General features: G+C 71.6%; 21 protein-coding genes, 1 tRNA gene and 1 riboswitch. Of the genes, 6 read left to right on the top strand and 16 right to left on the bottom strand.

The window, feature by feature from the left end:
* Positions 1-203 precede the first annotated feature (203 nt).
* Positions 204-1,019 (top strand): hypothetical protein, encoded by an 816-nt coding sequence (locus tag ACZ4TV_RS28970; RefSeq protein WP_468138039.1) that lies wholly within the window; start codon positions 204-206, stop codon positions 1,017-1,019.
* On the opposite strand, the gene ACZ4TV_RS28965 is transcribed toward ACZ4TV_RS28970, so the two are convergent.
* Positions 1,003-1,347: a hypothetical protein gene (locus ACZ4TV_RS28965; protein ID WP_468138018.1), complete on the bottom strand. Its 345-nt coding sequence runs from the start codon at positions 1,345-1,347 to the stop codon at positions 1,003-1,005. The two genes, ACZ4TV_RS28970 and ACZ4TV_RS28965, sit on opposite strands and share 17 nt — an antisense overlap.
* Before the next feature lie 101 nt (positions 1,348-1,448).
* Here ACZ4TV_RS28965 and ACZ4TV_RS28960 point away from each other — a divergent pair, with 101 nt between their 5' ends.
* Positions 1,449-1,679: a DUF4287 domain-containing protein gene (locus ACZ4TV_RS28960; RefSeq protein ID WP_453423116.1), complete on the top strand. Its 231-nt coding sequence runs from the start codon at positions 1,449-1,451 to the stop codon at positions 1,677-1,679.
* 131 nt (positions 1,680-1,810) lie between these two features.
* Here ACZ4TV_RS28960 and ACZ4TV_RS28955 read toward each other — a convergent pair whose 3' ends face one another.
* Positions 1,811-2,662, bottom strand: a complete 852-nt coding sequence (locus ACZ4TV_RS28955; protein WP_468138017.1) for a Bax inhibitor-1/YccA family protein — start codon at positions 2,660-2,662, stop codon at positions 1,811-1,813.
* A 146-nt stretch (positions 2,663-2,808) separates the two neighbouring features.
* A tRNA-Leu gene (locus tag ACZ4TV_RS28950) sits at positions 2,809-2,890 on the bottom strand.
* Between the two features lie 409 nt (positions 2,891-3,299).
* Between ACZ4TV_RS28950 and ACZ4TV_RS28945 the strand changes: the two genes are divergently transcribed.
* Both ACZ4TV_RS28945 and ACZ4TV_RS28940 read left to right on the top strand, forming a co-directional pair.
* Complete coding sequence (locus ACZ4TV_RS28945) at positions 3,300-4,064, top strand: ABC transporter ATP-binding protein (RefSeq protein ID WP_468138038.1); 765 nt, start codon at positions 3,300-3,302, stop codon at positions 4,062-4,064.
* 83 nt (positions 4,065-4,147) lie between these two features.
* Positions 4,148-6,697: an ABC transporter permease gene (locus tag ACZ4TV_RS28940; protein WP_468138015.1), complete on the top strand. Its 2,550-nt coding sequence runs from the start codon at positions 4,148-4,150 to the stop codon at positions 6,695-6,697.
* 109 nt (positions 6,698-6,806) lie between these two features.
* Here the strand turns inward: ACZ4TV_RS28940 and ACZ4TV_RS28935 are convergent, their stop codons facing one another.
* The 9 genes from ACZ4TV_RS28935 to ACZ4TV_RS28895 form a co-directional block, all read right to left on the bottom strand.
* Entirely contained in the window at positions 6,807-8,198 is a 1,392-nt protein-coding gene (locus ACZ4TV_RS28935) for a class I SAM-dependent methyltransferase (RefSeq protein ID WP_468138014.1), read from the bottom strand.
* A gap of 169 nt (positions 8,199-8,367) precedes the next feature.
* Positions 8,368-9,753 (bottom strand): NAD(P)/FAD-dependent oxidoreductase, encoded by a 1,386-nt coding sequence (locus tag ACZ4TV_RS28930; protein WP_468138013.1) that lies wholly within the window; start codon positions 9,751-9,753, stop codon positions 8,368-8,370.
* A gap of 391 nt (positions 9,754-10,144) precedes the next feature.
* Positions 10,145-11,086 (bottom strand): Ppx/GppA phosphatase family protein, encoded by a 942-nt coding sequence (locus ACZ4TV_RS28925; protein WP_468138012.1) that lies wholly within the window; start codon positions 11,084-11,086, stop codon positions 10,145-10,147.
* The gene (locus ACZ4TV_RS28920) at positions 11,083-11,667 is read right to left on the bottom strand and encodes a DUF501 domain-containing protein (protein ID WP_468138011.1); all 585 of its coding nucleotides are present in this window, start codon (positions 11,665-11,667) and stop codon (positions 11,083-11,085) included. Before ACZ4TV_RS28920 ends, ACZ4TV_RS28925 begins: the two co-directional genes overlap by 4 nt.
* A gap of 44 nt (positions 11,668-11,711) precedes the next feature.
* Complete coding sequence (locus tag ACZ4TV_RS28915) at positions 11,712-12,200, bottom strand: FtsB family cell division protein (RefSeq protein WP_468138009.1); 489 nt, start codon at positions 12,198-12,200, stop codon at positions 11,712-11,714.
* Between the two features lie 96 nt (positions 12,201-12,296).
* Positions 12,297-13,583, bottom strand: a complete 1,287-nt coding sequence (gene eno, locus ACZ4TV_RS28910; RefSeq protein WP_468138008.1) for a phosphopyruvate hydratase — start codon at positions 13,581-13,583, stop codon at positions 12,297-12,299.
* 271 nt (positions 13,584-13,854) lie between these two features.
* Positions 13,855-14,547 (bottom strand): transglycosylase family protein, encoded by a 693-nt coding sequence (locus ACZ4TV_RS28905; protein ID WP_468138006.1) that lies wholly within the window; start codon positions 14,545-14,547, stop codon positions 13,855-13,857.
* Between the two features lie 3 nt (positions 14,548-14,550).
* A riboswitch (cyclic di-AMP (ydaO/yuaA leader) is annotated at positions 14,551-14,723 on the bottom strand.
* A 279-nt stretch (positions 14,724-15,002) separates the two neighbouring features.
* The gene (locus tag ACZ4TV_RS28900) at positions 15,003-16,016 is read right to left on the bottom strand and encodes a transglycosylase family protein (protein ID WP_468138005.1); all 1,014 of its coding nucleotides are present in this window, start codon (positions 16,014-16,016) and stop codon (positions 15,003-15,005) included.
* Positions 16,017-16,119: 103 nt separating this feature from the next.
* Entirely contained in the window at positions 16,120-17,394 is a 1,275-nt protein-coding gene (locus ACZ4TV_RS28895; protein WP_468138004.1) for a cytochrome P450 family protein, read from the bottom strand.
* A gap of 148 nt (positions 17,395-17,542) precedes the next feature.
* Here ACZ4TV_RS28895 and ACZ4TV_RS28890 point away from each other — a divergent pair, with 148 nt between their 5' ends.
* Positions 17,543-18,727 carry a globin domain-containing protein gene (locus ACZ4TV_RS28890; protein ID WP_468138002.1) on the top strand — a complete coding sequence of 395 codons (1,185 nt, stop codon included), beginning with the start codon at positions 17,543-17,545 and terminating at the stop codon, positions 18,725-18,727.
* A gap of 26 nt (positions 18,728-18,753) precedes the next feature.
* On the opposite strand, the gene ACZ4TV_RS28885 is transcribed toward ACZ4TV_RS28890, so the two are convergent.
* On the bottom strand, positions 18,754-19,746 hold the full coding sequence (locus ACZ4TV_RS28885) for a nucleoside triphosphate pyrophosphohydrolase (protein ID WP_468138001.1): 993 nt from the start codon (positions 19,744-19,746) through the stop codon (positions 18,754-18,756).
* Between the two features lie 85 nt (positions 19,747-19,831).
* Positions 19,832-20,455, bottom strand: a complete 624-nt coding sequence (locus ACZ4TV_RS28880; protein ID WP_468138000.1) for a SurA N-terminal domain-containing protein — start codon at positions 20,453-20,455, stop codon at positions 19,832-19,834.
* A 203-nt stretch (positions 20,456-20,658) separates the two neighbouring features.
* Between ACZ4TV_RS28880 and ACZ4TV_RS28875 the strand changes: the two genes are divergently transcribed.
* Positions 20,659-23,037 carry a YfhO family protein gene (locus ACZ4TV_RS28875; RefSeq protein ID WP_468137999.1) on the top strand — a complete coding sequence of 793 codons (2,379 nt, stop codon included), beginning with the start codon at positions 20,659-20,661 and terminating at the stop codon, positions 23,035-23,037.
* On the opposite strand, the gene ACZ4TV_RS28870 is transcribed toward ACZ4TV_RS28875, so the two are convergent.
* Both ACZ4TV_RS28870 and ACZ4TV_RS28865 read right to left on the bottom strand, forming a co-directional pair.
* Positions 23,025-24,566: a protein kinase domain-containing protein gene (locus ACZ4TV_RS28870; protein ID WP_468137997.1), complete on the bottom strand. Its 1,542-nt coding sequence runs from the start codon at positions 24,564-24,566 to the stop codon at positions 23,025-23,027. The two genes, ACZ4TV_RS28875 and ACZ4TV_RS28870, sit on opposite strands and share 13 nt — an antisense overlap.
* On the bottom strand, positions 24,563-25,192 hold the full coding sequence (locus tag ACZ4TV_RS28865; protein ID WP_468137996.1) for a hypothetical protein: 630 nt from the start codon (positions 25,190-25,192) through the stop codon (positions 24,563-24,565). The genes ACZ4TV_RS28870 and ACZ4TV_RS28865 overlap by 4 nt, the downstream gene beginning before the upstream one ends.
* Between the last annotated feature and the right edge of the window lie 48 nt (positions 25,193-25,240).

Here is a 25,240-nt window from a genome sequence, read left to right as displayed (position 1 = left end):
CTGTGACCGAATCTCCCCCAGGATGTGACCTATCTCCTGGGGGATCTGCATTTATGCAGGTCAACGCGAGTCCAGGGGGGACGTATGTGACGAAAGCCCTGTCCATTTCGTGACGTAATGCACTGCACGCCATTCCCAGGTCGGGACACTCTGATGTAGGAAGTCGGGGGATCGAATACCTCAGGAGTTAGTCAGTGAGCGCCATGTCTCTTGCCCTGCTGCTGACCACGGCCGCTGCCACGGCCGTGGGCGCTGCTGCGCTGCACGCCGTCCACGGTCTGCGCAAGCAGGTCACCGCCCTGCGCAGCGAGCTGGCGGTGCCGGTCCACCCCCGCGGTGCGACCGTCCCGCACGCCCGTAGCGCCGTGGAGTCCCCCGCCGCCGAGATACGAGCCGCCGTGGCCGAAGCCCTCGCCGAGGAGCGCGAGCGCGAGCTGGCCGAGGCGCGCGCCTTCTGGGCCGCGCAGGAGGCCCGCGACGCCGCCGACGCCCCCTCGCTGCTGGGCGGGCTGCCCGGGCTCGGCGAGGACAGCCCCGTCTTCCTGCCCCGGCAGGCCGACATGGTGGGTCTGGAGCCCGTGCTCGGCGAGGAAGCCCTCGACGAGCTCCCCGGCTATCCCGATGATTCGGCCGAGCTGGCCGCCGCCCGCCGGCGCCACCCCTCGCACCCCGACTTCGTACCGGTCCAGGCCTCGCACCCCGGCGCCGACCACGAGCGCACCGTCAGCCGCCTGGAGGAGCTCGCGGAGGCCCGTACGGCCCTCGCGGACGTCCGCCCCGGCCCGCTGGGCACCCTCGACGTGTACGTCTTCACCGACGGCACGACGCTGTGCATGACCCCCGGGCACCGGGAGACCGCGGAACGCCTCGCCGAGGCCCTGCGTTCGGGCACCGCGCCGGTCCTGCTGGGCGGCTCGGGCATCTCCGGCGCCTACGCGCTGACCTTCTCCTGCGGTGACACCGAGGACCCCGACAGCAACGTCTACATCCTCGCGGACCGCGTCATCGCATCGCTCTGACCTCTGCCTGCTCCACCAGCCGCACGGCCTCGTCCAGCATCTCGGACGGGGCCTTCGCGCTGTCCGGGGCCGCCGCCCGGGCGCGCAGCGCCTCGGCGAGGTCCAGCCCGGCCACCGCGACCTGGTCCCCGACGACGAAGATCCCCGCGTCGGGCACCTCCCGCGGGCTCTCCCCGGGGGCTTCGAGCCGCTGCGCCCGTACGGAGAGCTCTCGGGCCAGCTCCAGCGCCACGGCGGCGGCTCCCTGCTGCAGGCGGCTCTGCGGCGCGGCCCGCAGTCGGTCGGCGAAACGTTCCACGACGGCGGTCAGGGGTGAAGTATCGAGCACCCGGCCGACCCTACGCGCCGCCCGGGCACCATTGCCAACGGGCGAACTCTCCGGCACGGTGGCGTGAAGAGAACAGCACGGCGATACCTCCGGAGGCGCCCATGTCCGTAGAGTTCTCCGAGCAGACACACCGCAACATGATCGACAGAATCCCCCTGACCACCGGTCGTGAGCTCTCCGACTGGCTCCGCACCGTCGACGACGGCCCCTCACTCGTCCGGTTCGAGGAGAAGGTCAGCTGGCTGCGCGGCGCGCACGAGCTGTCGTACGGCCAGGCCAAGGCGATCATCCACGAGTACGACCTGCGCAGAGCCGCGCGCCGGTTCGGCTGAGCCCCCTAGCCCCCCTCCCCCGATCCCGTACCCCTAGACGCGGGAAGGCCCCGCGAGCTGTGTGCTCGCGGGGCCTTCCCCGTGCTGCTGTGCGCAGGCAGACCGGACGCATGCCGGCCCTGCGGGTCCTGCTAGTCGTCGCCCGAGAGGATCTGGAAGATGCGCAGCATCTCGATGTAGATCCAGACCAGGGTCATGGTGAGACCGAAGGCCGCCAGCCAGGCCTCCTCGCGCGGGGCGCCGTACGCCAAGCCGTCCTCGACCTGCTTGAAGTCCAGGGCGAGGAAGCAGGCGCCGAGGATGACACCGATGGCACCGAACAGCAGGCCGAGGCCGCCGCTGCGGAAGCCGAGGCCGTCACCGCCGCCGAAGACCGAGAACAGCAAGTTCGCGACCATGAGCAGGATGAAGCCCAGGGCCGCGGCCATCACGAAGCCGTAGAAGCGGCGGTTGACGCGGATCCAGCCCATCTTGTACGAGAGGAGCACGGCGGCGAAGACGCACATCGTGCCCATCACGGCCTGGATGACCACGCCGGGGCCAAGGTAGGTGCTGGTGGCCGCGCTGATGACCCCGAGGAAGACACCCTGGAGCGCCGCGTAGGCCAGGATCAGGGCCGGGGAGGCCTTGCGCTTGAAGGACTGGATCATCGCCAGGACGAACCCGACGATGGCCGCGCCGATGGCGATGCCGTACGACTTGCCGAGGTTGGCCGGGTCGACCGGCAGCAGCACCCAGGAAAGGGTTGCCGTCACGATGAGCGTGCCGAGCGTCATGGCCGTACGGCTCACGACGTCGTCGATGGTCATCGCGTTGGCGCGCGCCGGTGCCTGCGGCATGCCCGTGGCCGGGTCGGTCGCATACGGGTTCGTCGCGTACGGGTTGGTCCCGGCCTGCTGGTGCTGCTGCGCGTCAAAGCCCGCGTAGCCACCGTTGTCGCGGCTGAACCCCCGTCGCGAGAAGACCGGGTTACTGCTCCTCATCTCACTCCTCCGTGGCCACCGAGCGCGGCCTTGCATCAAGAGTAATGCGCTCGCAAAGAAAGCACCCTACTGCTGGAGGAGGATCTTAGGAGAAGGCATGGCGAAGCGCAGGGGATAAAGGGGCGAGCCTCGCGAGACCTGCGGAGTGCCCGGAGCCGGACTTGAACCGGCACGGCCCGAAGGCCAGCGAGGTTTAAGCTCGCCGTGTCTGCATTCCACCATCCGGGCAGGGCGTGGCGGCCCCCGTGGAAAAAGCCTTGAACGCTGCGCCGAGCCTATCCGGAACACCCTCGCCGCCAACCGGACGTCAATCCGATGTTGTCTGATTTTATTGGCGCTTGAGGGTCCGTCAGGCCCCAGAACGCACGGTCGGCCCGTTCTGGGCGCCGATCACCACCTGTACGGGAATGACGGGATTTCGATGGCCCGCGCCACCCCTCGCGCCACCCTCCCGCCACCCCGGGCCACCGCCCGTCGATCAGGGCTCCTGTCATACCAGAGGAGGAGGCGCACGCCCCCGCCGTCAGACTCCAGTGGGCCGGTGAACAAGCTCGGCGGCTGATCCGGAGCAGGGGTACCCGCGGCGAGGATGGAAACGTCCCCGCACCGCAGACCGAGGAGCCGTCCCGTGACCACCATGAACTACGCCCCGCACACCGTCCAGGCCGTGGCCGCCCGCGCCACCGGCCTCTCCAAGGTGTACGGCCAGGGCGAGACCCAGGTGGTCGCCCTGGACAACGTTTCCGTGGACTTCGCCCAGGGACAGTTCACCGCGATCATGGGCCCCTCGGGCTCCGGCAAGTCCACCCTGATGCACTGCGTCGCCGGTCTGGACACCTTCTCCGCCGGCTCCGTGCGCATCGGCGACACCGAGCTGGGCACCCTGAAGGACAAGCAGCTCACCCAGCTGCGCCGGGACAAGATCGGCTTCATCTTCCAGGCCTTCAACCTGCTGCCGACGCTGACGGCCCTGGAGAACATCACGCTCCCGATGGACATCGCCGGCCGCAAGCCCGACAAGCAGTGGCTGGACGACGTGATCGGCATGGTCGGCCTCTCCGACCGCCTCGGGCACCGCCCCACCCAGCTCTCCGGCGGCCAGCAGCAGCGCGTGGCCGTGGCCCGCGCCCTGGCCTCTCGCCCCGAGATCATCTTCGGCGACGAGCCCACCGGAAACCTCGACTCCCGCTCCGGCGCCGAGGTCCTCGGCTTCCTGCGCAACTCGGTGCGCGAGCTCGGCCAGACCGTCGTGATGGTCACCCACGACCCGGTCGCCGCCTCCTACGCCGACCGTGTCATCTTCCTCGCCGACGGCCGGATCGTCGACGACATGCCGAGCCCCACCGCCGACGACGTGCTCGACCGCATGAAGGCCTTCGACGCCAAGGGCCGTACCAGCTGACCCGGGGGTCTCCCCCGAGGGGGTGTCCGGCGGACACCTCCCAGCCCTCCTCCAGACTTCCAGCCCCAGGACTAGAGACCCCCATGTTCCGTACCGCCCTGCGCAACGTGCTCGCGCACAAGGCCAGGCTGCTGATGACGGTGCTCGCCGTCACCCTCGGCGTCGCCTTCGTCTCCGGCACCCTCGTCTTCACCGACACCCTCGAGAAGTCCCTCTCCAGCCAGTCCGCCAAGAGCTACGACGGCGTGGCCGTCTCCGTGACCTCGTACGGCCAGAGCCGCGACGACGACGGCCGCAAGCAGGGCGAGCCGGGCATCAGCCAGCAGACCCTCGACAAGGTCAAGGCCCTGGGCGGCGTCGGCTCCGTCTCCGGCCGCGTCTCCGGCTTCGCCGGCGTGGGCGACGAGAACGGCAAGCTGATCGGCTCCGGCTGGTCCAACAAGGGCTCCAACTACACGCCCGTCAAGGACGGCAAGGACCCGCGCTACGCCTTCGTCCAGGGCTCCGGCCCGGCCAGGGCGGGGGAGATCGCCCTCGACAAGGCGACCGCGGACGCGGGCTCGTACATGGTCGGCGACAAGGTCCGCGTCGCCACCAACGGCCCCGTCAAGGAATACGCCCTCGCCGGTGTCTTCACCACCGAGGACGGCGCCGTCCAGGCCGGCGGCAGCCTGGTCCTCTTCGACACCCAGGTCGCCCAGGAGCTCTACCTCAAGCCCGGCTACTTCCAGGAGCTGTCGGTCGCCGCCAAGGGCGGCGCCTCCGCCGACCAGCTGCTCGCCGAGATCAAGCCGCTGCTCGGCGAGAACACCAAGGCGCAGACCGGCGCGGCCCTCGCCAAGGAGCAGGCCAAGGACATCGAGAAGGGTCTGGGCGAGCTGAGCACCATGCTGCTCGTCTTCGCCGGCATCTCGCTCTTCGTCGGCGTCTTCCTCATCTACAACACCTTCACCATGTTGGTCACCCAGCGCACCAAGGAGCTGGCCCTGCTGCGCGCCGTCGGCGCCAACCGCGGTCAGGTCATGCGCTCGGTGCTCGCCGAGGCCCTGGTCGTCGGCACCGTCTCCGCCCTCCTCGGCCTGCTCGGCGGAGTCGGCCTGGCGGTCGCCATCCGCTCCCTGATCGGGTCCCTCGGCGCCAAGCTCCCGGGCGGCGCCCTCGTGATCGCCCCGACCACCGTCGTCGCGGCGCTGGTCATCGGCGTCCTGGTCACCACGCTCGCCGCGGTGCTGCCCGCCTGGCGCACCGGCCGGATCGCCCCGGTCGCCGCCATGGGCAGCGCCCACCTGCCGGCCAGCGCGAAGTCCCTGGTGCTGCGCAACGTGATCGGCTCGGTCATCGGCGTCCTCGCCGTCGGCCTGGTCCTGCTCGGCGTCTCCATGGGCAAGGGCGACGGCCGCATGGTCATCGGCGCGGGCGCGTTCTTCATGCTCATCGGCATGATCGTGCTGCTGCCGCTGCTCTCCAAGCCGGTCATCGCGGCCGTCCGCCCCCTGCTGCAGAAGGTGTTCGGGGTCCCCGGCAAGCTGGCCGCCCAGAACGCCGTCCGCAACCCGCGCCGCACCGCCGTCACCGCCGCCTCCCTGGCGATCGGCTTGACCCTGGTCACCACCCTGTCGGTGCTCGGCATCACCATGGGCAAGGTCGTCGACCGCATGAGCACCGACAAGCTCAAGGCGGACTACAAGGTCTCCATGTCCGACGACATGGGCAGCCTGGACAAGTCGGTCGCCGAGACCCTGACCCGGACCCCCGGCATCAAGGCGGTGTCCCCGCAGGCGGCGGGCTACTTCATGGTCGGCGAGGACTTCCGGTCGGTCTCCGGCGTCAGCCCGGCCACCATCGGTCAGCTGCTCAACGTCGAGGTCATCAGCGGTTCGCTGGACAGCCTCGGCAAGGGCGAGCTGGCGGTCGCCGAGAAGACGGCGAAGAAGCAGAACCTCACCGTCGGCTCCACGCTCCAGGTCCAGTACGACGACGGCCAGAAGGGCACGCTGAAGGTCGGCGCGGTCTACGAGGACATGGAGGGCCTGCTCTCCCCGTACGTCATCGACAACAAGATCCTCAGCGAGCACAGCGAGGAGAGCTACGTCCGCGAGGTGTACGTCAACGTCGACGGCGGCTCCTCCGCGGCCGGCCAGCAGAAGGTCGTCGACGCCCTGGGCAAGAACCCGGCCATCACCGTCGCCACCCAGCAGGACATGCGCAACGAGATGGGCGGCATGATCAACACGATGCTCAACATCATGTACGGCCTGCTCGGCATGGCGCTGATCATCTCGGTGCTCGGCGTCGTCAACACCCTGGCGATGTCCGTCTTCGAGCGGACCCAGGAGATCGGCATGCTGCGGGCGATCGGCCTCGACCGGAGCCGGGTCAAGAACATGATCCGCCTGGAGGCCGTGGTGATCTCGCTCTTCGGCGCGGTCCTCGGCGTCGCCATCGGTGTCTTCCTCGCCTGGGCGGTCGGCACCACGCTGTCGAAGTCGGTCCCGAACTACGAGCTGGTCCTTCCCTACGACCGGATCGGCATCTTCCTCCTACTGGCCGCCGTGGTCGGTGTCCTGGCCGCCATGTGGCCGGCCCGCAGCGCCGCCCGCCTCAACATGCTGACGGCCATCAAGACGGAGTAGCACGGCCGTTCGGACACACGGACACGGAACGGAACACGGACACGGACACGGAAGGGCCCCGGGGCACACGCCCCGGGGCCCTTCCCGTCGTCCCGTCGTCGTACGGGGCTCACACGCCCCAGGTGCGCAGCCGCAGTGGCAGGCCCGAGTCGCCGGCTGCCGTGGCCTTCACCGCGAGCACCTGGTTGACCCCGAGCCGGCCCCGCTCGAAACCGAGCGCGCAGGCCGCCATGTAGAGCCGCCAGACCCGGGCCCGGCCGGGCGAGGTCAGCCGTACCGCCTCGGCCCAGTGCTCCTCCAGCCGCGCCACCCAGGCGCGCAGGGTCAGCCCGTAGTGCTCGCGCAGCGCCTCCACGTCGCGGACCTCGAAGCCGGCCCGCTCCAGTTCGCCGACGGTGCTGCCGAGCGGGGAGAGCTCGCCGTCGGGGAAGACGTAGGCGTCGATGAACTCGTCGATCCGGTAGGCCTCTTCGTCGGGCTCCGGGGGGCGGGCGATCTGGTGGTTCAGCAGCCGGCCGGCGGGGCGCAGCAGGGCGTGCAGGGTGCGGGCGTAGTCGCGGTAGCGGTCGGCCCCGACGTGTTCGGCCATCCCGATGGACGAAATGGCGTCGTACGGGCCGTCCTTGACGTCCCGGTAGTCCTGGACGCGGATGTCGACCCGGTCGGCCAGGCCCTCCTCGGCCACCCGTTTACGGGCGTACGCGGCCTGCTCGCGCGAGAGCGTGATGCCGGTGACCTGGACGCCGTACTCGCGGGCGGCGTGCAGCGCCATGGAGCCCCAGCCGCACCCGACGTCGAGGAGGCGGTCGCCGGGCCGCAGGGCGAGCTTGCGGCAGACCAGGTCGAGCTTGTCGTGCTGGGCCTGCTCCAGGGTGGAGCCGGGGCTCCAGTAGGCGCAGGAGTACACCATCGAGGGACCGAGCACGTGGCCGTAGAACTCGTTGCCGACGTCGTAGTGGTGGCTGACGGCCTGGCGGTCGCGCCCCTTGCTGTGCCGGGGCCCGCCCCGCCGGGCCGCCTCCTCGGCGGGGGGCGGGGGCGGCGGCAGCGGTCCGGCGAGCGCGATCAGCTCGCGTACGGCGGCCCGGTGTCCGGGGTCGCGCCACTTCGCCCCCGGGAGGGTGGGCAGTCCTCCGGGCAGCCGGGGCCGGCGCGCGCCGGCCTTCAGGGCCGCGAGCGGCCCGGGCCGGCGACCCGGTGGCCGGGCGGGAGCGGCGGCCGGCAGGTCGTGCTCCCGTTCCCACAGGAGGCCCGCCACGCGCTCCAGCAGGTCGAACAGATCGCCCTCGACGGTCAGTTCTCCCGCCACCCACGCGCGGGCCAGGCCCAGCTCCCCCGGTTTCCACAGCATCCGCCGCAGGGCACGGCGGTCACGGATCACGACCACGGGGCCGGTGGGCGGCCCCGCCTCGCTGTCGTCCCAGGCCCGGACGCGCACCGGCAGCGGGGCACCCAGCAGTGTCTCGGCAACAGCGGCCAGCCGCGGCGCGGCGTCCGTCATGGCGCACCTCCACAAAAGCTCCGACCCCTCCCTCTACCCATCCCGGGCACCGGGTACGCCGAAGGGGCCGCCCGCACCACGGATGGCGGGCGGCCCCTTCGGGGCGTACAGGTCGTGCGGGTCGTGCAGGCCGTGCGGTCGTGCTCAGGGCCTCACCGGCGGCGCCGGGTCAGGACGCCTTGGCCTTCTCGGCCGGGGCAGCGGCGGCGGCCGGGGCCGGCGCCGGCTTGGCGGCCTCGTAGAACTCCTCGCGCGGGGTCTCCAGCGCACCAAGGGAGACGACCTCGCGCTTCAGGAACATGCCGAGGGTCCAGTCGGCGAAGACGCGGATCTTGCGGTTCCAGGTCGGCATGGCCATGCCGTGGTAGCCACGGTGCATGTACCAGGCGAGCCGGCCCTTGAGCTTGATCTTCATCTTGCCCATGACGATCATCGCGACGCCCTTGTGGAGGCCGAGGCCCGCCACCGCACCCTTGTTGGAGTGCGCGTACTCGGCCTGCGGGAAGCCCCGCATGCCCGAGATGACGTTGTCGCCGAGGACCTTGGCCTGGCGCAGCGCGTGCTGGGCGTTCGGCGGGCACCAGGCGTTCTCGACGCCGGCCTTGCGGGCGGCGACGTCCGGAACCTGGGCGTTGTCGCCCGCGGTCCAGATGTAGTCGGTGCCCTTGACCTGGAGGGTCGGCTCGGCGTCGACGTGGCCGCGCGGGCCCAGCGGCAGGCCGTAGCGGGCCAGCACCGGGTTGGGCTTCACGCCGGCGGTCCACACGATCGTGCTGGAGTCGACCTCGAGGCCGTTCTTCAGCACCACGTGGCCGTCCACGCAGGAGTCCATGGAGGTGTTGAGGTAGATCTCGATGCCGCGCGACTCGAGGTGCTCCTTGCCCCAGGTGCCGAGCTTGGGCCCGACCTCGGGAAGGATCTTGTCCGCCGCGTCGACCAGGATGAAGCGCATGTCCTCGCGCTTGATCGTGGTGTAGTACTTCGCGGCGTCGCGGGCCATGTCCTCGACCTCGCCGATGGTCTCCGCGCCGGCGAAGCCGCCGCCGACGAAGACGAAGGTGAGGGCCTTGCGGCGGACGTTCTCGTCCGTCGTGGACTCGGCCTTGTCGAGCTGCTCGAGGACGTGGTTGCGCAGGCCGATGCCCTCCTCGACGCCCTTCATGCCGATGCCCTGCTCTGCGAGACCGGGGATCGGGAAGGTGCGGGAGATGGCGCCGAGCGCGATCACCAGGTAGTCGAAGGGCAGCTCGTACGCCTCGCCGACGAGTGGCGTGACGACGGCGACCTTGCGGTCCTGGTCGATGCTGGTGACCCGGCCGGTGAGAACCTCTGCCTTGGGCAGCACGCGTCGCAGCGGGACGACGACGTGCCGAGGCGAGATGCTGCCTGCGGCCACTTCAGGGAGGAAGGGCTGGTAGGTCATGTACGAGCGCGGGTCGACGACCGTGACGGTCGCCTCGCCGTAACGCATCTTCTTCATGATGCGCTTGGCTGCGTACAGGCCTACGTACCCACCTCCTACAACGAGGATCCTGGGACGCTCCGTGGTGCTCATGGAACGAGTATCCAGCACCCAAAGGGGTGTCGCTCGTGAGCCCCTTCACAAGGAGTCGGAGACCCTCTGCTACACTCCGCCGCCCACGTGACGGACGTCATGGCGCGCAACGGGAACCAGGGTGTAACGGGAGTCGTTGTTCACCCGTCCTGAACTGGCCTCCAGGGTCTCAAGCGGACTGGACCACAGGGGTTCGTCCATACCTCTGATACGGAACCAGTCGCGTCCGCCGATCGCACGAAGGCACGAAGAAAGGGGCCCGCGGGGCCTCGGAAGGGTCCGAAGAACCCTTCCGCAGACCTCACAGACCCCTTTTCCTTGTGAAGAACTTCACGAAGTTGATGTGGATCAGGGGCCTCCAGGCCCCTCATCGCCTTCGTTTCACCGCCGTTCAGGCGATGGACCAGGCGATTCCGTCGAGGATGTCGTGCTCCGAGACGATGACCTCCGAGGCGCCGATCCGCTCCATGACGGCCAGCAGCACCAGCACACCGGCGCCGATCACGTCCACCCGGCCCGGGTGCATCACGGGGATCGCCGCGCGCTCGGCGTGCGTCGTCGTCAGCATCCGCTCGCAGGTCTCGCGGACCTGCTCGTAGGAGATCCGGGAGTGGTGGATCTCCGAGGAGATGTACTCCGGCAGGCCGAGCACGATTCCGGCGACCGTGGTCACCGAGCCGGCCAGGCCCACCAGGGTGCGTGCCTCGGCCAGCGGGACGCTCTCGGCGGCCAGGTCCAGCGCCGCCTCGACGTCGGCCCGTATGGCGGCGATCTGCGCCGGGGTCGGCGGGTCGGTGACGACCCCGTCCACCACCAGGTGGCGCTCGGTCATCCGGACGCAGCCCACGTCCACGGAGCGGGCGGCGCGTACGTGCTCCTCGCCGACCACGAACTCGGTCGAGCCGCCGCCGATGTCCACCACCAGGAACGGCCGTTCCAGGTGCTCGTGGGCGGTCAGCTCCTTGGTGGCGCCGGTGAAGGAGAATTCGGCCTCCTGATCGCCGGAGATCACCTCGGGCTCGACGCCGAGGATGTCCAGGACGCCGTGGACGAAGTCCTCCCGGTTCTCGGCGTCCCGGGAGGCGGAGGTCGCCACGAAGCGCACCCGCTCCGCGCCGAGTTCCTTGATGACCTCCGCGTATTCGCGGCAGGCGGCGAAGGTGCGCTCCAGCGCCTCCGGGGCGAGGCGCCCCGTCTTGTCCACGCCCTGGCCGAGCCGGACGATGGTCATCCGCCGGTCCAGCTCGGTCAGCTCGCCGGTGGCAGGGTCGCAGTCGGCCACGAGGAGGCGGATGGAGTTCGTACCGCAGTCGATGCCGGCGACCCTGGTCACGCGCCCTGCTCCTTGTCGTCCGTGTCGTTCGTGTCGCTCGTGTCGTTCTTGTCGGCCGGCTTCTCGCCGCACGGGGTGACGCAGGGGCCCTTGGCCCACCACTCCGGCAGCATCGCCAGCGCCTCGTCGCCGAACGGGTTGACGCCGGGGCCGGCGGCCAGTGAGTGGCCGACCAGCACGTGCAGGCACTTCACCCGGTCCGGCATCCCGCCGGCGCTCGGGAAGCCCTGGAGCACCTCGATGGCGTCGCGGCGCCGGATGTAGTCCTCGTGCGCGGCCTGGTAGGCGGCGGCGAGCTCCGGGTCCTCGGCGAGCCGGGCCTGCATCTCCTTCATCACGCCGTTGGCCTCCAGCGTGCCGATCGCGGAGGCCGCGCGCGGGCACGTCAGGTAGTACAGCGTCGGGAAGGGCGTGCCGTCGGGGAGCCGCGGGGCGGTCTCCACCACGTCCGGCTGCCCGCAGGGGCAGCGGTGCGCGATGGCGCGCAGCCCGCGCGGCGGGCGGCCGAGCTGCTGCTCGAACGCCTTGATGTCCGCGTCGGTCGGCTCGGTCCGGTCGGTCTGGGGCGGGGGCGTCTGCATGCCTGGAGGAAGTCTCTTCGTTCTCGTGGATGGGTGGTACTGGTTCAGTCGCCGGGGCGGTCTGCCTTGTCGACGCCGTCCCAGACGTTGGAGTACCAGGGGCGGTCGGAGCCGGCCTGGCCGGTCCGGTGCGGCTCGGGGGGCTGCGCCGCGGGGTCGCTCATGATGTAGCCGATCTCCCCCGGGCGCAGGAAGTGCAGGTGCTTGCGCGCCTGCTGCTCCGCGTAGGCGTCGTCCTGCCAGCGGGCCTTCTCGTCGCGCAGCCGCTCCAGGCGGTCCCGCGCGGTCTCGGCGGCCCGCTGTTGCTCCGCGATCTCCGAGCGCTGGGAGACGTACTGGCGCATCGGATACGCGAGGGCGACGACCAGGGTACAGAGGACGAGGACCAGCAGCGCGGCCCGACCGGTCAGCCGGCTGCGGCGCACCTGGCGGCGCGACTGCGAGCGGTAGACGTGGGCGGCGGTCCGCTCGCCGAGCTGCTTGAGCCTGGTCGCGGTGGAGAAGGTGGAGAACCGATCCCGGTTCCCGGCCATTGATCCGCCTCCCCTGTACGCACTACGCACTACGTCCCCGCACACGGTACGGGACCGAGTGCGGGGACGTACGGAGGCTGGACCTCGATGCCGTGATTAGCCCTTGAAGCGCGGGAAGGCGCTGCGGCCGGCGTACACCGCGGCGTCGTCGAGGATCTCCTCGATGCGCAGCAGCTGGTTGTACTTGGCGACGCGGTCCGAGCGGGCCGGGGCGCCGGTCTTGATCTGACCGCAGTTCACGGCGACGGCGAGGTCGGCGATGGTGACGTCCTCGGTCTCGCCGGAGCGGTGCGACATCATGCACTTGAAGCCGTTGCGCTGGGCCATCTCGACGGCGTCCAGGGTCTCGGTCAGCGAGCCGATCTGGTTCACCTTCACGAGCAGGGCGTTCGCGGAGCCCTCCTCGATACCGCGGGCCAGGCGCTCCGGGTTGGTGACGAAGAGGTCGTCGCCGACGATCTGGACCTTGGAGCCGAGGCGGTCGGTGACGGTCTTCCAGCCGGCCCAGTCGTCCTCGAACAGCGGGTCCTCGATGGAGACCAGCGGGTACGCCTCGACGAGCTCGGCGTAGTACTCGGTCATCTCGGCGGCCGAGCGGGACTGGCCCTCGAACTCGTACTTGCCGTCCTTGTAGAACTCGGACGCGGCGACGTCGAGCGCGAGCGCGATGTCCTTGCCCGGGGTGTAGCCGGCCTGCTTGATGGCCTCGACGATGAGGTCGAGCGCGGCGCGGTTGGACTCCAGGTTCGGGGCGAAGCCGCCCTCGTCACCGAGACCGGTGGAGAGGCCCTTGGTGTGCAGGACCTTCTTGAGGGTGTGGTAGACCTCGGCACCCCAGCGCAGCGCCTCGGAGAAGGACTCCGCGCCGATCGGGGCGATCATGAACTCCTGGATGTCCACGTTGGAGTCGGCGTGCGACCCACCGTTGAGGATGTTCATCATCGGAACGGGCAGCAGGTGCGCGTTCGGGCCGCCGAGGTAGCGGAAGAGCGGGAGGTCCGAGGCCTCGGACGCGGCGTGCGCGACGGCGAGGGAGACGCCGAGGATGGCGTTGGCGCCGAGGGAGCCCTTGTTGTCGGTGGCGTCCAGGTCGAACATGGCCTGGTCGATCAGCCGCTGCTCGGTGGCGTCGTAGCCGACGAGCTCCGGGCCGATCTGCTCGATGACGGCGAGGACGGCCTTCTCGACACCCTTGCCCATGTAACGGTTGGGGTCACCGTCACGGAGCTCGATGGCCTCGAATGCACCGGTGGAGGCGCCGGACGGAACTGCAGCACGGCCGGTGCTGCCATCGTCGAGGCCCACCTCGACCTCGACCGTGGGGTTGCCTCGGGAGTCCAGGATTTCCCGGGCTACGACGACGTCGATGGACGGCACGAGCATCTCCTTCTGGGATGTGACGCTGAGTGTGCGATGGCGTCAGGCCGTGGGATGGCCTTGCCGACTAGAGCCTAACCGGCCCGGGGGGCTCGACCGGCCGACCGCCCGGCCCCTGGGACGAAAAAGGGACCGAATACCCCTCTTCCGGGACATAGCCTCGTGATCACCGCGCATGATCGCGCTTCTGACCGGCACGAACGCCGCCGCCCGGCGCGTGGGGGAGACGCGCCGGGCGGTGGGGACGTACGTGCTCCTGCGGCTACGGCCGCAGTGTTCAGCTGAGCTTCAGCTTCTGACCCGGGAAGATCAGGTCGGCGTCCGAGACGATGTCCTTGTTCAGCTCGAAGAGCTTCTCCCAGCCGCCCTGGACGCCGTTGGCCTCGGCGATGGTGCCCAGGGTGTCGCCGGGCTTGACCTCGTACGAGCCGTTGCCGGTCTTCGGCGCGGCCGGGGCCTCGGTGCGCTCGGAGCGGGTGGTCGGAGCCTCGGCGCGCTTGGTTTCCTTCTTCGGCGCGGCCTTCTGCTCGGTCTTCTTCGTGTCGGCCTTCGGCTTGGTCGACGCCGGGGCCTCGGAGGAGCCGCCGCCGGTGTACGAGGAGTTGGACAGGCCCTTGCCGCAGTGCGGCCAGGCGCCCTTGCCCTGGCCCTTGAGGACCTTCTCCGCGATGGCTATCTGCTGGGACTTCGAGGCCTGGTTGGCCTGCGCGGCGTACGACTTGCCACCGAAGGCGGCCCAGGTGGAGGACGAGAACTGCAGGCCGCCGTAGTAGCCGTTGCCCGTGTTGATGGCCCAGTTGCCACCGGACTCGCACTGCGCGACCTTGTCCCACTCGGAAGCGGTGGCGGCGCTGGCGGTGCCCGCGGCCATCAGGGGGGCGGCGACGGCGACACCGGCGACACCGGCGAGCGTGACGATGCGGACGGCCTTGGAACCGCGGCGGTGCTTGCCCTTGCCGGAAAGCAGCATGGAGATTCTCCTCACCGACGCCTACGAGGTGAGCTGTCGGGTTCGGGCGAGTGAGTTGCCCGGCCGTGCGACCTAGCGCACGTCTTAACCCCCAGCCGGTGGCGTGACCGTCTCTCAACGGCCGCTCCCGGCACCTACCTTGGTTCCCCCGCTCCTGCCTTCGGCGCTTGACGCGACGACTGTTCCCCCCGTCCGCCGGCAGGATTCGGCGATGCGGTCGAAGGAGCTCGCGGTGGCGAGCGATTCAGAAGGTAGACAGGTCTCTCCCCGATGTTCAACGAGGGACATCGGGGAGAAACGGCTCCTACTTGCGCTCCCCGCAGGGGTGTTTGCGCAGGTGAGGACGGGGTTTGCGGAAGCCCCGGGACGGGACACGCCAGTTGACCGGAAGAGATGCATGTCTCACTTGCAGAAACCCGACATTCAACTCTTTCCGGATGAATGAAGTGTCCTTATTACGGGGTTAGATCCAGGTTCTGGCCGGGCTTGATCAGATCGGCGTCCTCGCCGATGACCTGCTCGTTGGCCTGGTAGAGGCCGCTCCAGCCGCCCTCGACCCCCTTGGCATCCGCGATGGCGGCCAGGCTGTCGCCCACCTGGACCGTGTACGTGGAGCTCGACGCGGCGTCAGACGCCACGGGAACCTCGGCGGCGGGCGCACCGCGGTGCTTGCCGCTGCCCTCGCCGACAGTGGCTTCCGGGGCCACGGGGGCCGCCGGGTCGACCGGGAGCAGCCCCGGGGTGGTGGGCGGGGTGGTGGGCGCGGTCGGGTCCCCCGGGAGGGCGGGGGCCGTCGGACCGCCCGGGGTCACCGGAGGCGTGGTCGGATCGCCCGGGAGCCCCGGAAGGGTCGGGTCGGCGGGAGGCGTCGTCGGCACGTCCGGCGCGGGCATGACGGGCAGTCCGACGGACGGTGCGTCCGGGATCAGGAGCGGGCTGTCGGACGGGCTCGGGGCCGGCGGGGTCGGAGCCCCGAAGTCCGTGGCCGGATGGCCGCCCCCGGTGGTCGGCACCGTGTCGTCCGGGCGGGACGGGGTGGGGCCGACCGTGCCGGATCCGCCGGGCAGACCGGGGTCCACCTCCGCGGCGGGGCCCTGCCGGTCCAGCCCGGCCGAGGCCGCGCACAGCGGCCACGCCTGCGGCCCCTGCGAGGCCAGCACCCGCTCGGCCACGGCGATCTGCTGGGACCGGCTCGCGAGGTCGGGCCGCTCGGCGAAGTCGAGACCGCCGGCGCTCTGCCACTGCTCCTGGGTGAACTGGAGCCCGCCGTACGCGCCGCTGCCGGAGTTCGCACTCCAGGAGCCGCCGCTCTCGCACTCGGCGACCTTGTCCCAAGTGGAGGTGTCGGCAGCGGTGGCACTGGTGGCGGCTAGCAGCGGCAGGGCCAGCGCGGAGCCAGTGACTCCGGCTGTTACTACCAGCGCGGGGACCTGGCGGGGTCGTCTGTGGCGGCCGTTCCCGGAACGCATGAGGGTGCACCTTTCGCATAACAGCGGGGTAACGGCAGAACCTAGCGGCCTTCGAACGATTGTCACAAGTTCTGCGGGAAACTGACCCCGAATCAGGCGGCCCTCAAATGTTTGGAGCTGTGAAGCGGACGGGTAGGGTGCGCAGCCCACGCATGATCAAACCACCACGCCAGCGCAGGTCTTCGGGTGGAACGGCCAGTTCCAGATCGGGCAGCCGCGTCAGCAAAGTCGCGAGCGCCGTCTGCCCCTCAAGTCGCGCGAGCGGGGCGCCCAGGCAGTAGTGGATGCCGTGCCCGTACCCGAGGTGCTGGTTGTCGGTCCTGGAGAGATCGAGGGTGTCCGGATCGGCGAACCGCTCGGGGTCCCGGTCTGCGGCCGCGAGGACGACCAGGACCGGATCGCCGACCCCGATCCGCCGGCCGCCGAGGGTCAGCGGCTCGGTGGCGAACCGCCAGGTCGCCAGCTCCACGGGGCCGTCGTAGCGCAGCAGTTCCTCGACTCCGGTGGCCAGCAGACCGCTCTCGCCGGCGGCGAGGGAGAGCTGGAGCCGCTCGCGCTGGCCGGGGTTCATGAAGAGGGCGTGGACGCCGTTGCCGATGAGGTTCACGGTCGTCTCGAAGCCGGCGAAGAGCAGGATGAAGGCCATGGCGGTGGCCTCGCCCTCCGTCAGGTGGTCGCCGTGGTCGCTCGCCCGGATCAGGTCGGAGATCAGGTCGTCGCCCAGATCGTCCCTTTTGCGGTGGATGAGCTCGCCGAGATAGGTGCGCATCTGCTTGACCGACCGGGCGACCCCGCCGCGCGGGCCTCCGCCGTGCCGGATCATCATGCCGGCCCAGTCGCGGAAGTCGTCCTGGTCCTCGCGCGGTACTCCGAGCATCTCGCAGATGGCATAGATGGGGAGCGGGAAGGCGAACTCGTGGATGAGGTCCGCGGTCCCCTTCTCGCAGAACTGGTCGATGAGGTGATCCGTGAGCGCCTGCACCCTCGGGGTGAACTCGGCGACCCGGCGCGGGGTGAACGCCTTCGACACCAGCCGCCGCAGCCGGGTGTGGTCCGGCGGGTCGATGTTGAGCAGATGCGTCATCAGCTCGGCTTTGCGCTCGCCCGGGATCCCGGTCTTGCCCTTGGCGTGCGCGGGCTCCGCGTGGTGCGCCGGATTCTTGCTGAGCCGCTGGTCGGCGAGGGCCTGGCGGGCGTCGGCGTACCGGGTCACCAGCCAGGCCTCGACCCCGCTGGGGAGCGTGGTGCGGTGCACCGGGGAGTGCTCGCGCAGCCAGGCGTAGGCCGGGTACGGATCGGTCGCGAACTCCCAGTCGAAGAGGGTCGGACCCTCGGTGGCAGGGGGGTCGGCGGGGGCTGCGGGATTCTGCTCGTGCACCTGATGACCGTATCCCGGCGCCGGCCCGTCATCCCATATGACTGGTTCGTCGCGGCTGTCCGTAGATCGGCCATCGCTTGACCTCACCTTCCACGACACTCCTACTTTCGGTTCTGTGGATGTAAGGATCTTGAAAAGCAGTTTCGCGGTGGTGGAGAGACGGGCCGAGCACGCGGTCAAGTTCTTCTACGCCCACCTCTTCTGGCACCACCCCGCGGTCCGGGACCTCTTCCCGGCCTCCTTCGAGGACATGGAGCGGCAGCGGGACCGGCTCTTCGCGGCGCTCACCCACGTGGTCGCCCACCTCGACGACGAGACCCTCGTCCCCTACCTCCGCGACCTGGGGCGCGACCACCGCAAGTTCCAGGTCGGTCCCGAGCACTACGCGGCCGTGGGCTCCAGCCTCCTCGCCGCGCTCGCCGAGACCTCCGGAGAGGCCTGGACCCCCCGGGTGGAGAAGGCCTGGACCGAGGCGTACCAGGTGGTCGCCGACGCGATGACGACCGGCGCCGACACGAGCCAGGATCCGCCGTGGTGGGACGCCGAGGTCGTACGCCACCTCACGTACGGGCAGGACATCGGCGTCCTGACCCTGAGGCCGCACGCCCCCTTCCCCCATCTCCCCGGCCAGTACACGAGCGTGAGCAGCGCGCGCGTCCCGGCGACCTGGCGCACGTACTCCATCGGCAACGCCCCCCGCCCCGACGGCACCCTCGACCTGCACGTCAGCCGGATCGACGGGGGACGGCTCAGCACCGCCCTGGTCCGCGAGACCCGGCCGGGCGACGTGCTGCGGCTCGGCGCCGCCGGCGGGCAGCTGACCTTCCGCCGCGCGGACCGCCCGGTCAGCCTCATCGCCGCCGGGACCGGCTGGGCTCCGATCCGGGCCGTGCTGGAGGACCTCGTGGAACACCCTCCTGATCAGGACGTACGGCTCTTCGTGGTGGCACGGGACGGCGCGCACCTCTACGACCGCCCGCTCATCGACGAGTACGCCGCCACCTGCGGCTGGCTCGGCGTCACCTACATCACGCCCGCCCCCGGGCAGCACCGCGACGAGGCCACCGGCCGGCTCGCGACCGCGCTCGGCACCCGGGTCCTGTGGCCGGACCAGGACGTCTACCTCAGCGGACCGCCGGGGTTCATGGAGGAGATCGCGTACGTCCTGGAGGAGCTGGGCGCCCGCCCCGACCGCCTCTTCTACGACCGCGTACCCGCCGTGGGCAGGGACGACGGCGTGAACGGCCGCCCGCTCGGCTTCGGCGAGTGGTTCCTGAACCGCCCGCCGCCGCACTGGCACGACCCCGCGGCCCGCGCGCCGAGGGAGTACTGAGTCCTACGCCGCCGAGGCCTATCCGCCTACGCGCCGACGCCCTCGGCGGCCCGGATCGCGTCCCGGTAGACGCGGGCCGCCGCGCGCAGCGCGGTCTCGGGGTCGATCCCCGCCGCCTCGGCGCGCGCCGCCATCTCCAGCAGCTCGTAGCCGATGCCCTCGCCCCGCGGCAGCTCGACGGCCACCCCGCCCGCCCGGACCCGGCCCGCGAGTTTGGCGGCGAGCGCCAGACCCGGCTGGCCCACCGGGATGCCGTCGGTGACCGACTCCCGCTGCTTCTCGACCGCCTTGGTGCGCTGCCAGTGCGCGTGGACGTCCTCCGGGGTCTCGGCCTTCGCGTCACCGAAGACGTGCGGGTGCCGGTGGATCAGCTTCTCCACGAGGGCCCCGGCCACGTCGTCGATGGAGAACGCCTCGTCCGGCTCTTCGTGCTCCTCGGCGATCCGCGCGTGGAAGACCACCTGGAGCAGCACGTCGCCGAGCTCCTCGCGCAGCTCTTCCCGGTCCCCGGCCTCGATGGCCTCGACCAGCTCGTACGCCTCCTCGATCGCGTACTTGGCCAGGCCCCGGTGGGTCTGCCGGGAGGTCCACGGGCATTCGCGGCGGACCCGGTCCATCACCTGGACCAGGTCGAGCAGGCGCGCGCCCGGCAGGTCGTACGAGCCGGGCAGCAGCTCCAGGTCGGGCATGGAGACCCGGCCGGAGCCGGCCAGCCGGGCGAGCCCGTCGGTGAGCCGCTGGTCCCCCTCCCCGCTCGGGAGCACCACGACCGTACGGCCGCCCGCGCAGGCCTCGACCAGCGCGTGCGCGTCCGGGGTCTCGTGCGCGACCTCGATGCCCGCCTCCCGCAGGTACGGCAGCTGCGGGTGGCCGGGGTCGGCGCACAGCACCCGGTCCGCGGCGTGCAGGGTCTGCCACGCCGGCCAGGACAGCACGCCGGGGGCGACCCGGTGGCTGGTGGTCAGCAGGACGATGCGGCCCGTGGGCTCGGCGGCGGTGGATTCGGAGTGGTCGGTCACCCTCCGAACCTACCTCCGGCCGGCGGCCTCGGGCTCCGGCGGGGGCCTCGGCTTCCGGCCGGGGCCTCAGGCTCCGGCGCCGGCCTCAGGCTCCGGCCGGGGCCTGCTCGGGCCGGGTCCGCTCGGTGATCCAGGGGGTCTCCCCGAGGCCGAGCTTGATCTGCTGGGCGTCCCAGGCGCCGTAGCGCGGGTTGACCTCGATGCGCAGGGCCCGCACGGCGGCCCGCGCGGGCTCCTCCAGCTTCCCGCTGCCGTACTTGGCGGTCAGCTTGGCCAGGAGCACCCGGTCCCTGAGGAAGCGGTCGACCTGGCCGGGGGCCAGGGCGCCCTTCTGCAGGAGCAGCGCCTCGAACTGCTCCTTCCCGCCGTTCTCCTCGACGTACGCCGTGCGCTCGTCCTCGATGTCCTTCTCGGTGGCCGTGAGCCCGGCGGTCTCGGCCATCTTGTCGATGATCCGGCTCTGGAGGATCGAGTCGAGCTTCTGCCGCTCCAGGTTGGGCGTGCTCGCGATGAGCTCGGCGGCCGCCTGCCCGGAACGGTTCTGTGCGGCACGGACGTCGTTCACCTGCGCCTGGAGCGCGGAGGTGGTGATCCGTTCGCCACCGACGACGGCCGCGGTGCCGGGACGGGCCTCACCCGAGCAGGCGGACAGCAGGGGCGCCGCCAGGAGCAGGGCGGTGGAGACGGAGAGCGCTGTGCGACGGTGCAAAGGAGCCTCCAGGGCCGGGAGATTGTGCGTCGGTGCACAAGAGGGCCGTGCGGTGATCGATGGTATGCAGTCCGGGTGATCCGGACCACCGGTTCGGCCAACGATTCGCGCGTGGACCGAACACGCCTGGCGCAGACCGGATCTGCGGCTGGCCACCCGGACGCCACCCTTCGGTTACCCGGTGGTGCCAAGGTCTGCCCACTATGCCGACACCGCGCCGCTCACCGCACCTGACACGCCACTCGCCGCGCAGCGCGCCGCCGCGCCGCGCGAGCCTGCTCGGCTCGGCGCTCGCCGCCCTGCTCACGGCGGTGGCCGTGGGCGCCGGGGACGCCGCCGCCCGGGTCTTCCCGTACGGACCGCGCCACCGCAGCATCAACGACCTCGGCAACCAGTTCGTCCCCTTCCACGCGCACCTGTGGGACCTCCTGCACGGCCGCGCACGGGGCGGACTGCTGTTCAACTGGCAGTCCGGGTACGGCACCAGCTTCCTGCCGGACCTGGGCACCTACCTGAGCAGCCCGCTCTCCGTCCTCGTCGGGCTCTTCCCGCGCGACGGCATCGACCTCGCGGTGTACGCCGTCACCGTGCTCAAGACGGCGGCCGCGGCGGCGGCGATGGCCTGGCTGCTGCGCACGCAGCACCGCGGGCCGTGGTGGGCGGCCGGGCTGCTCGGGGCCTCGTACGCGCTGTGCGGCTGGTCGGTGATCGAGGCCTCGTACAACCCGATGTGGCTGGACGGGCTGATCGCCTTCCCCCTGCTGTGCCTGACCGGCGAATGGGCCCTGCGCGGGCGGCGGGCGCTGCTCGCCCCGCTGGTCGTCGCCGTCTGCTGGACGGCGAACTTCTACACCGCCTACATGGCGACGCTGGGTGCGGCGCTGGTGCTGGTGGTACGGGTGGTGCTGACCCGGGAGGGAGTCCGGTCCCGGGTGGCGGTGGTCGCGCGGGCGGCCGGGAGCACCCTGCTGGGGGTGGCGCTCGCGGCGCCGGTACTCCTTCCGCTGTTCCTCAGCTCGGGACGGGCGTACCCGGGGTGGGTCAAGGAGTTCCGGCCGGTGTCCTGGGCGGACCTCTTCGCGCGGCTGCTGCCGGGGACGTACTCCTTCTCCTCCCCCGCCGTCTTCGTGGGCACCGGGACCCTGCTGCTGGTGGCCGCGCTGCCCTTCCACCGGGCGGCGGCGGCGCGCACCCGGCTGTGGTGGACGGGGCTGACGGTGGCCGTGGCGCTCTCGCTCCAGTGGGCGCCGACGCACCTGGCGTGGCACCTCTTCGCGACGCCGAACGGAAGCCCCTACCGGCAGACCTTCGTCCTGGCCGGGATCGCCGTGATCGCCGCCTGGACCGGGCTGGCGGCGGGCCCGCCGCGGCCCCGGGCGCTGGCGGCGGGGGCGGGCGTCCTGGCGGCCGCCGGGCTGTGGGCGGGCGGGAGCACGCTGGTGACGGCCCCGGGGTACGTGCTGTTCGGCGGCGGGCTGGTGCTGGCGGGCGCGGCCTGGTGGGCGCTGCGCCACCGCCGGCTGGCGCTCCCGGCGGCCGGGGTGCTGGCGGCGGTGCTGCTGGCCCAGGCGGCCGCGACGAGCGCCTACGGTCACAAGGGGAAGCTGGGCGGCCTCGACGACTACCCGTCCTGGGGTCCGGCCCACACCGGGCGGGCCCAGGCCCTGGCGGGCGCCGGGGGCTGGCCCGCGTACCGTACCGACCCGAGCCGGCCCGCCTTGTCGGGCAACGATCCGCTGCTGCTGGGCGGGGAGGGCGGCGCGTACTACAGCAGCCACACCCCGGAGGTGTTCACGCGCACGATGGTGGCCCTCGGAGCGGGCTGGACCTCGCGCGGGCGCAACGTCCAGAGCATCGACAACCCGGTGACGGACGCCGTCTTCGCGGTCGGCGCGCGCCTCCAGCCCGACGGCACGGTCCGCCGCGCGCAGGTCCCCCCGCTGGTGACGACCCGCCCGCCCGGCGCGCCCGTCTCCTACGGCGACTCCCCCTTCACCAACCAGGAACTGCTCCTGGGCGCCCGGGTGTACGAGGACCCGCTCGCGCCGGGGGTCTGCCGCGCGGGCATGGAGGCCTACCTGTGGGCCCCGGAGTACAACGCGACGGCCCGCCTCGCGGACGGCCCGGCCTTCCGCCTGGGCGGCAACGCCCCCCGCAACCGGGCGGCCCTCCAGCCGATGGGCCTGTCCCGGGGGTCCTCCTCGGCCCTGGTCTTCGACGCGGCCCCGCCCCCGCGGTGGGCCCTGTCCTGCCTGGACCGCGCCCGGCTCGACGCCGCGGTGGCGACCCTGCGGGCCACGGCGGCCACCTCGGTCTCGGTCGGCTCCTCGGACGTCCGGGCCACGCTCCCGCCGGGCAGCACGGGTACCGCGGTCCTCTCGGTCCCCGCGATCGCGGGGTGGACCTGCAACGACCGCCCGGCCTCGGCGTACCTGGGCCTGGTGGCGATCCCCCTGGACGGCCTCACCACCACGGTGACCTGCGCCTTCCGCCCGCCGGGCCTGGTCCCGGGCGCGGCGGTCGCCGGGGTGGCCCTGGCCGTCCTGCTCGGCCGGATCCTGTGGAGGCGTCAGCGCACCTGACCGAGCCAGTGCAGGGTGCGGCGCACCTCGGCCGGGAACGGGTGGGCCGGGCCGTGCAGGCGTTCCGCGTCGAACAGGAGGCGGGCCAGGGTGTCGTGGGCCGCCTGGCGGTCGCCGAGGGAGAGCAGCAGGTGCGCTATCCGGCGGCGGACCTCCAGCGGCAGGCCCGGGTCCGGGTTGGCGTAGTGGTTCTCGAAGAGCGGGAGCAGCGAGCGGTACTCGGCCAGGGCGGCGGCCGGCTCGCCGAGTTGCTCCAGGCACTGGGCCGAGTCGTAGCGGAAGCGCAGGGACTGGGGGTCGCCGGCCGGGAACTCGTCGGCGAGGCGGCGCAGTTCCGGCAGGGCGCGGCGGTACTGGCCGTCGTCCATCAGCGTGGCGGCGTACTGCTTGCGCAGGGAGCGGACCACCGGGGAGTGCTCCCCGTGCTCGGCGGCCGCCGCCGGCAGGATGCCGCCGAGGATGTCCACGGCCTGGGTCAGGCGCCCCTGGTCCAGGAGCTTGCGGGCCTCGTCCACGGCGCCCGGGACGTCCGGCTTGGGCGGCGTCGTCGGGGTCGCCGGCGTCATCGGCGTCGCCGGCGGCGGGGCGCTGGGCCGCGGCGGGACGACCGCGGCCCGGTCGGGCCACGGCGCCTGGGGGCGCAGGAAGGGGCGGGTCGGGTCGAGCGGGCCCGAGGGTGCGCGGCCGTCGCGGGCGGGCAGCAGCGGGGCCAGGGCCTCGTACACCTCCTGCGCGGAGGCGGGCCGGTCCTGCGGGTCCTTGGCGAGGAGGTGGAGCAGGATCTTCTCCAGCTCCGGCGGGACCTCCGGGCGCAACTGGCGGACCGGGAGCGGGGGCTCGTACAGGTGGCGGTGCAGGACGCCGAGGGCGGTGGATCCGGCGAAGGGAACGCTGCCGCTGAGGAGTTCGTACAGCAGCACGCCGAGTGCGTAGAGGTCGGTGTACGGGCCCACCGCGCCGCCCATGGCCTGCTCGGGGGCCATGTACGCGGGGCTGCCGATGGGCGAACCGGTGCTGGTGAGGCGGGTGGTGTCGGTGTCCATCACCGAGGCCACGCCGAGGTCGAGGACCAGCAGGGTGCCGTCGGGGCGGACCATGACATTGCGCGGCTTCAGGTCCCGGTGGACGATCGGCACCGCGTGCACGGCCGACAGGACCGAGCACAGCTGCGCGACGACCGCGACCGCCCACTGCCAGGGGTACGGGTCGTGCTCGGCGAGGTGGTCGGCGAGGTCGGCGCCCTCGACGTAGCCCATGACGAGGAAGAGTTCGTCGCCGTCACTGCCCGCGTCGTGCACGGTGACCAGGCCGGGGTGGTCCACCTGCGCCGTGACCCGGCACTCGCGCACGAAGCGGCGGCGCAGTTCCTCGGCGACGGTGCCGGGGCCGGCGACCTTGTCGGGGCGCAGCAGCTTGACGGCGACGCGGCGGTCCAGGCGCCGGTCGTACGCCGTCCAGACCTGGCCCATGCCGCCCTGGCCGAGGACGGTCGCCAGTTGGTAGCGGTCGCCGATGAGCCGGTCGGTCACTGGTTCGGGTCCTGGAACGGGGTCTGGTGGGGGTCCGGGCGGGGGCCGGCGGGCGGCGGGGTCTGCTTGCGCAGCAGTTCGCTGAGTTCGTCGAGCTCGGCGCGGACCTGCCCGATGCGCGGGGCCGGGGTCGTCTGCGGCGGTACCTGCGGCGGGGCCGGCGTCGGCGTGGAGGGCTGGGTGGGGACCTGGGCGGGCGGGTACCCGTAGGCGGGCGAGGTCTGCTGCGGGTGGGTGTAGGGCGCGGGCTGCGCCGGGTACCACGGCGCCGAGGCCGCGACTCGCTGCGCCTCGTGGTGCTTGATGTCGGCGACGAGGAAGTACACGCAGATGGCGAAACCGGTGAGGACCGTGCCGCCGGCCCCGGTATCGCTCTGCCAGCCGGTGGTGTCGGGCGTCGGGTCGAGGCCGAACAACACGAACCAGAAGACGGCGAGTACGCAGCTGACGACCATCAGCACCCAGTCGCGGGTCTTCCGGGTGACCAGCGCCAGTCGCAGCATCGAGCCCCAGGCCAGGAACCCGCAGCTCAGGATGGGCAGCAGCGTGAACAGCACGCGCAGTGCCACCACGCCCCCGGAGGTGGGCTGGGGGCCGTGCTGCGGCGGAAGGCCGGGGCCGTGCATCGCTGCTCCTGACGGGCCGTGCGGAAGGACTTTTCGGGTCTGAGGGTA

The sequence above is a fragment of the Streptomyces sp. NPDC028910 genome, assembly GCF_055564955.1.
Note: the sequence above shows the minus strand (reverse complement) of the source record. Positions and strands in the feature narration are given on the sequence as shown.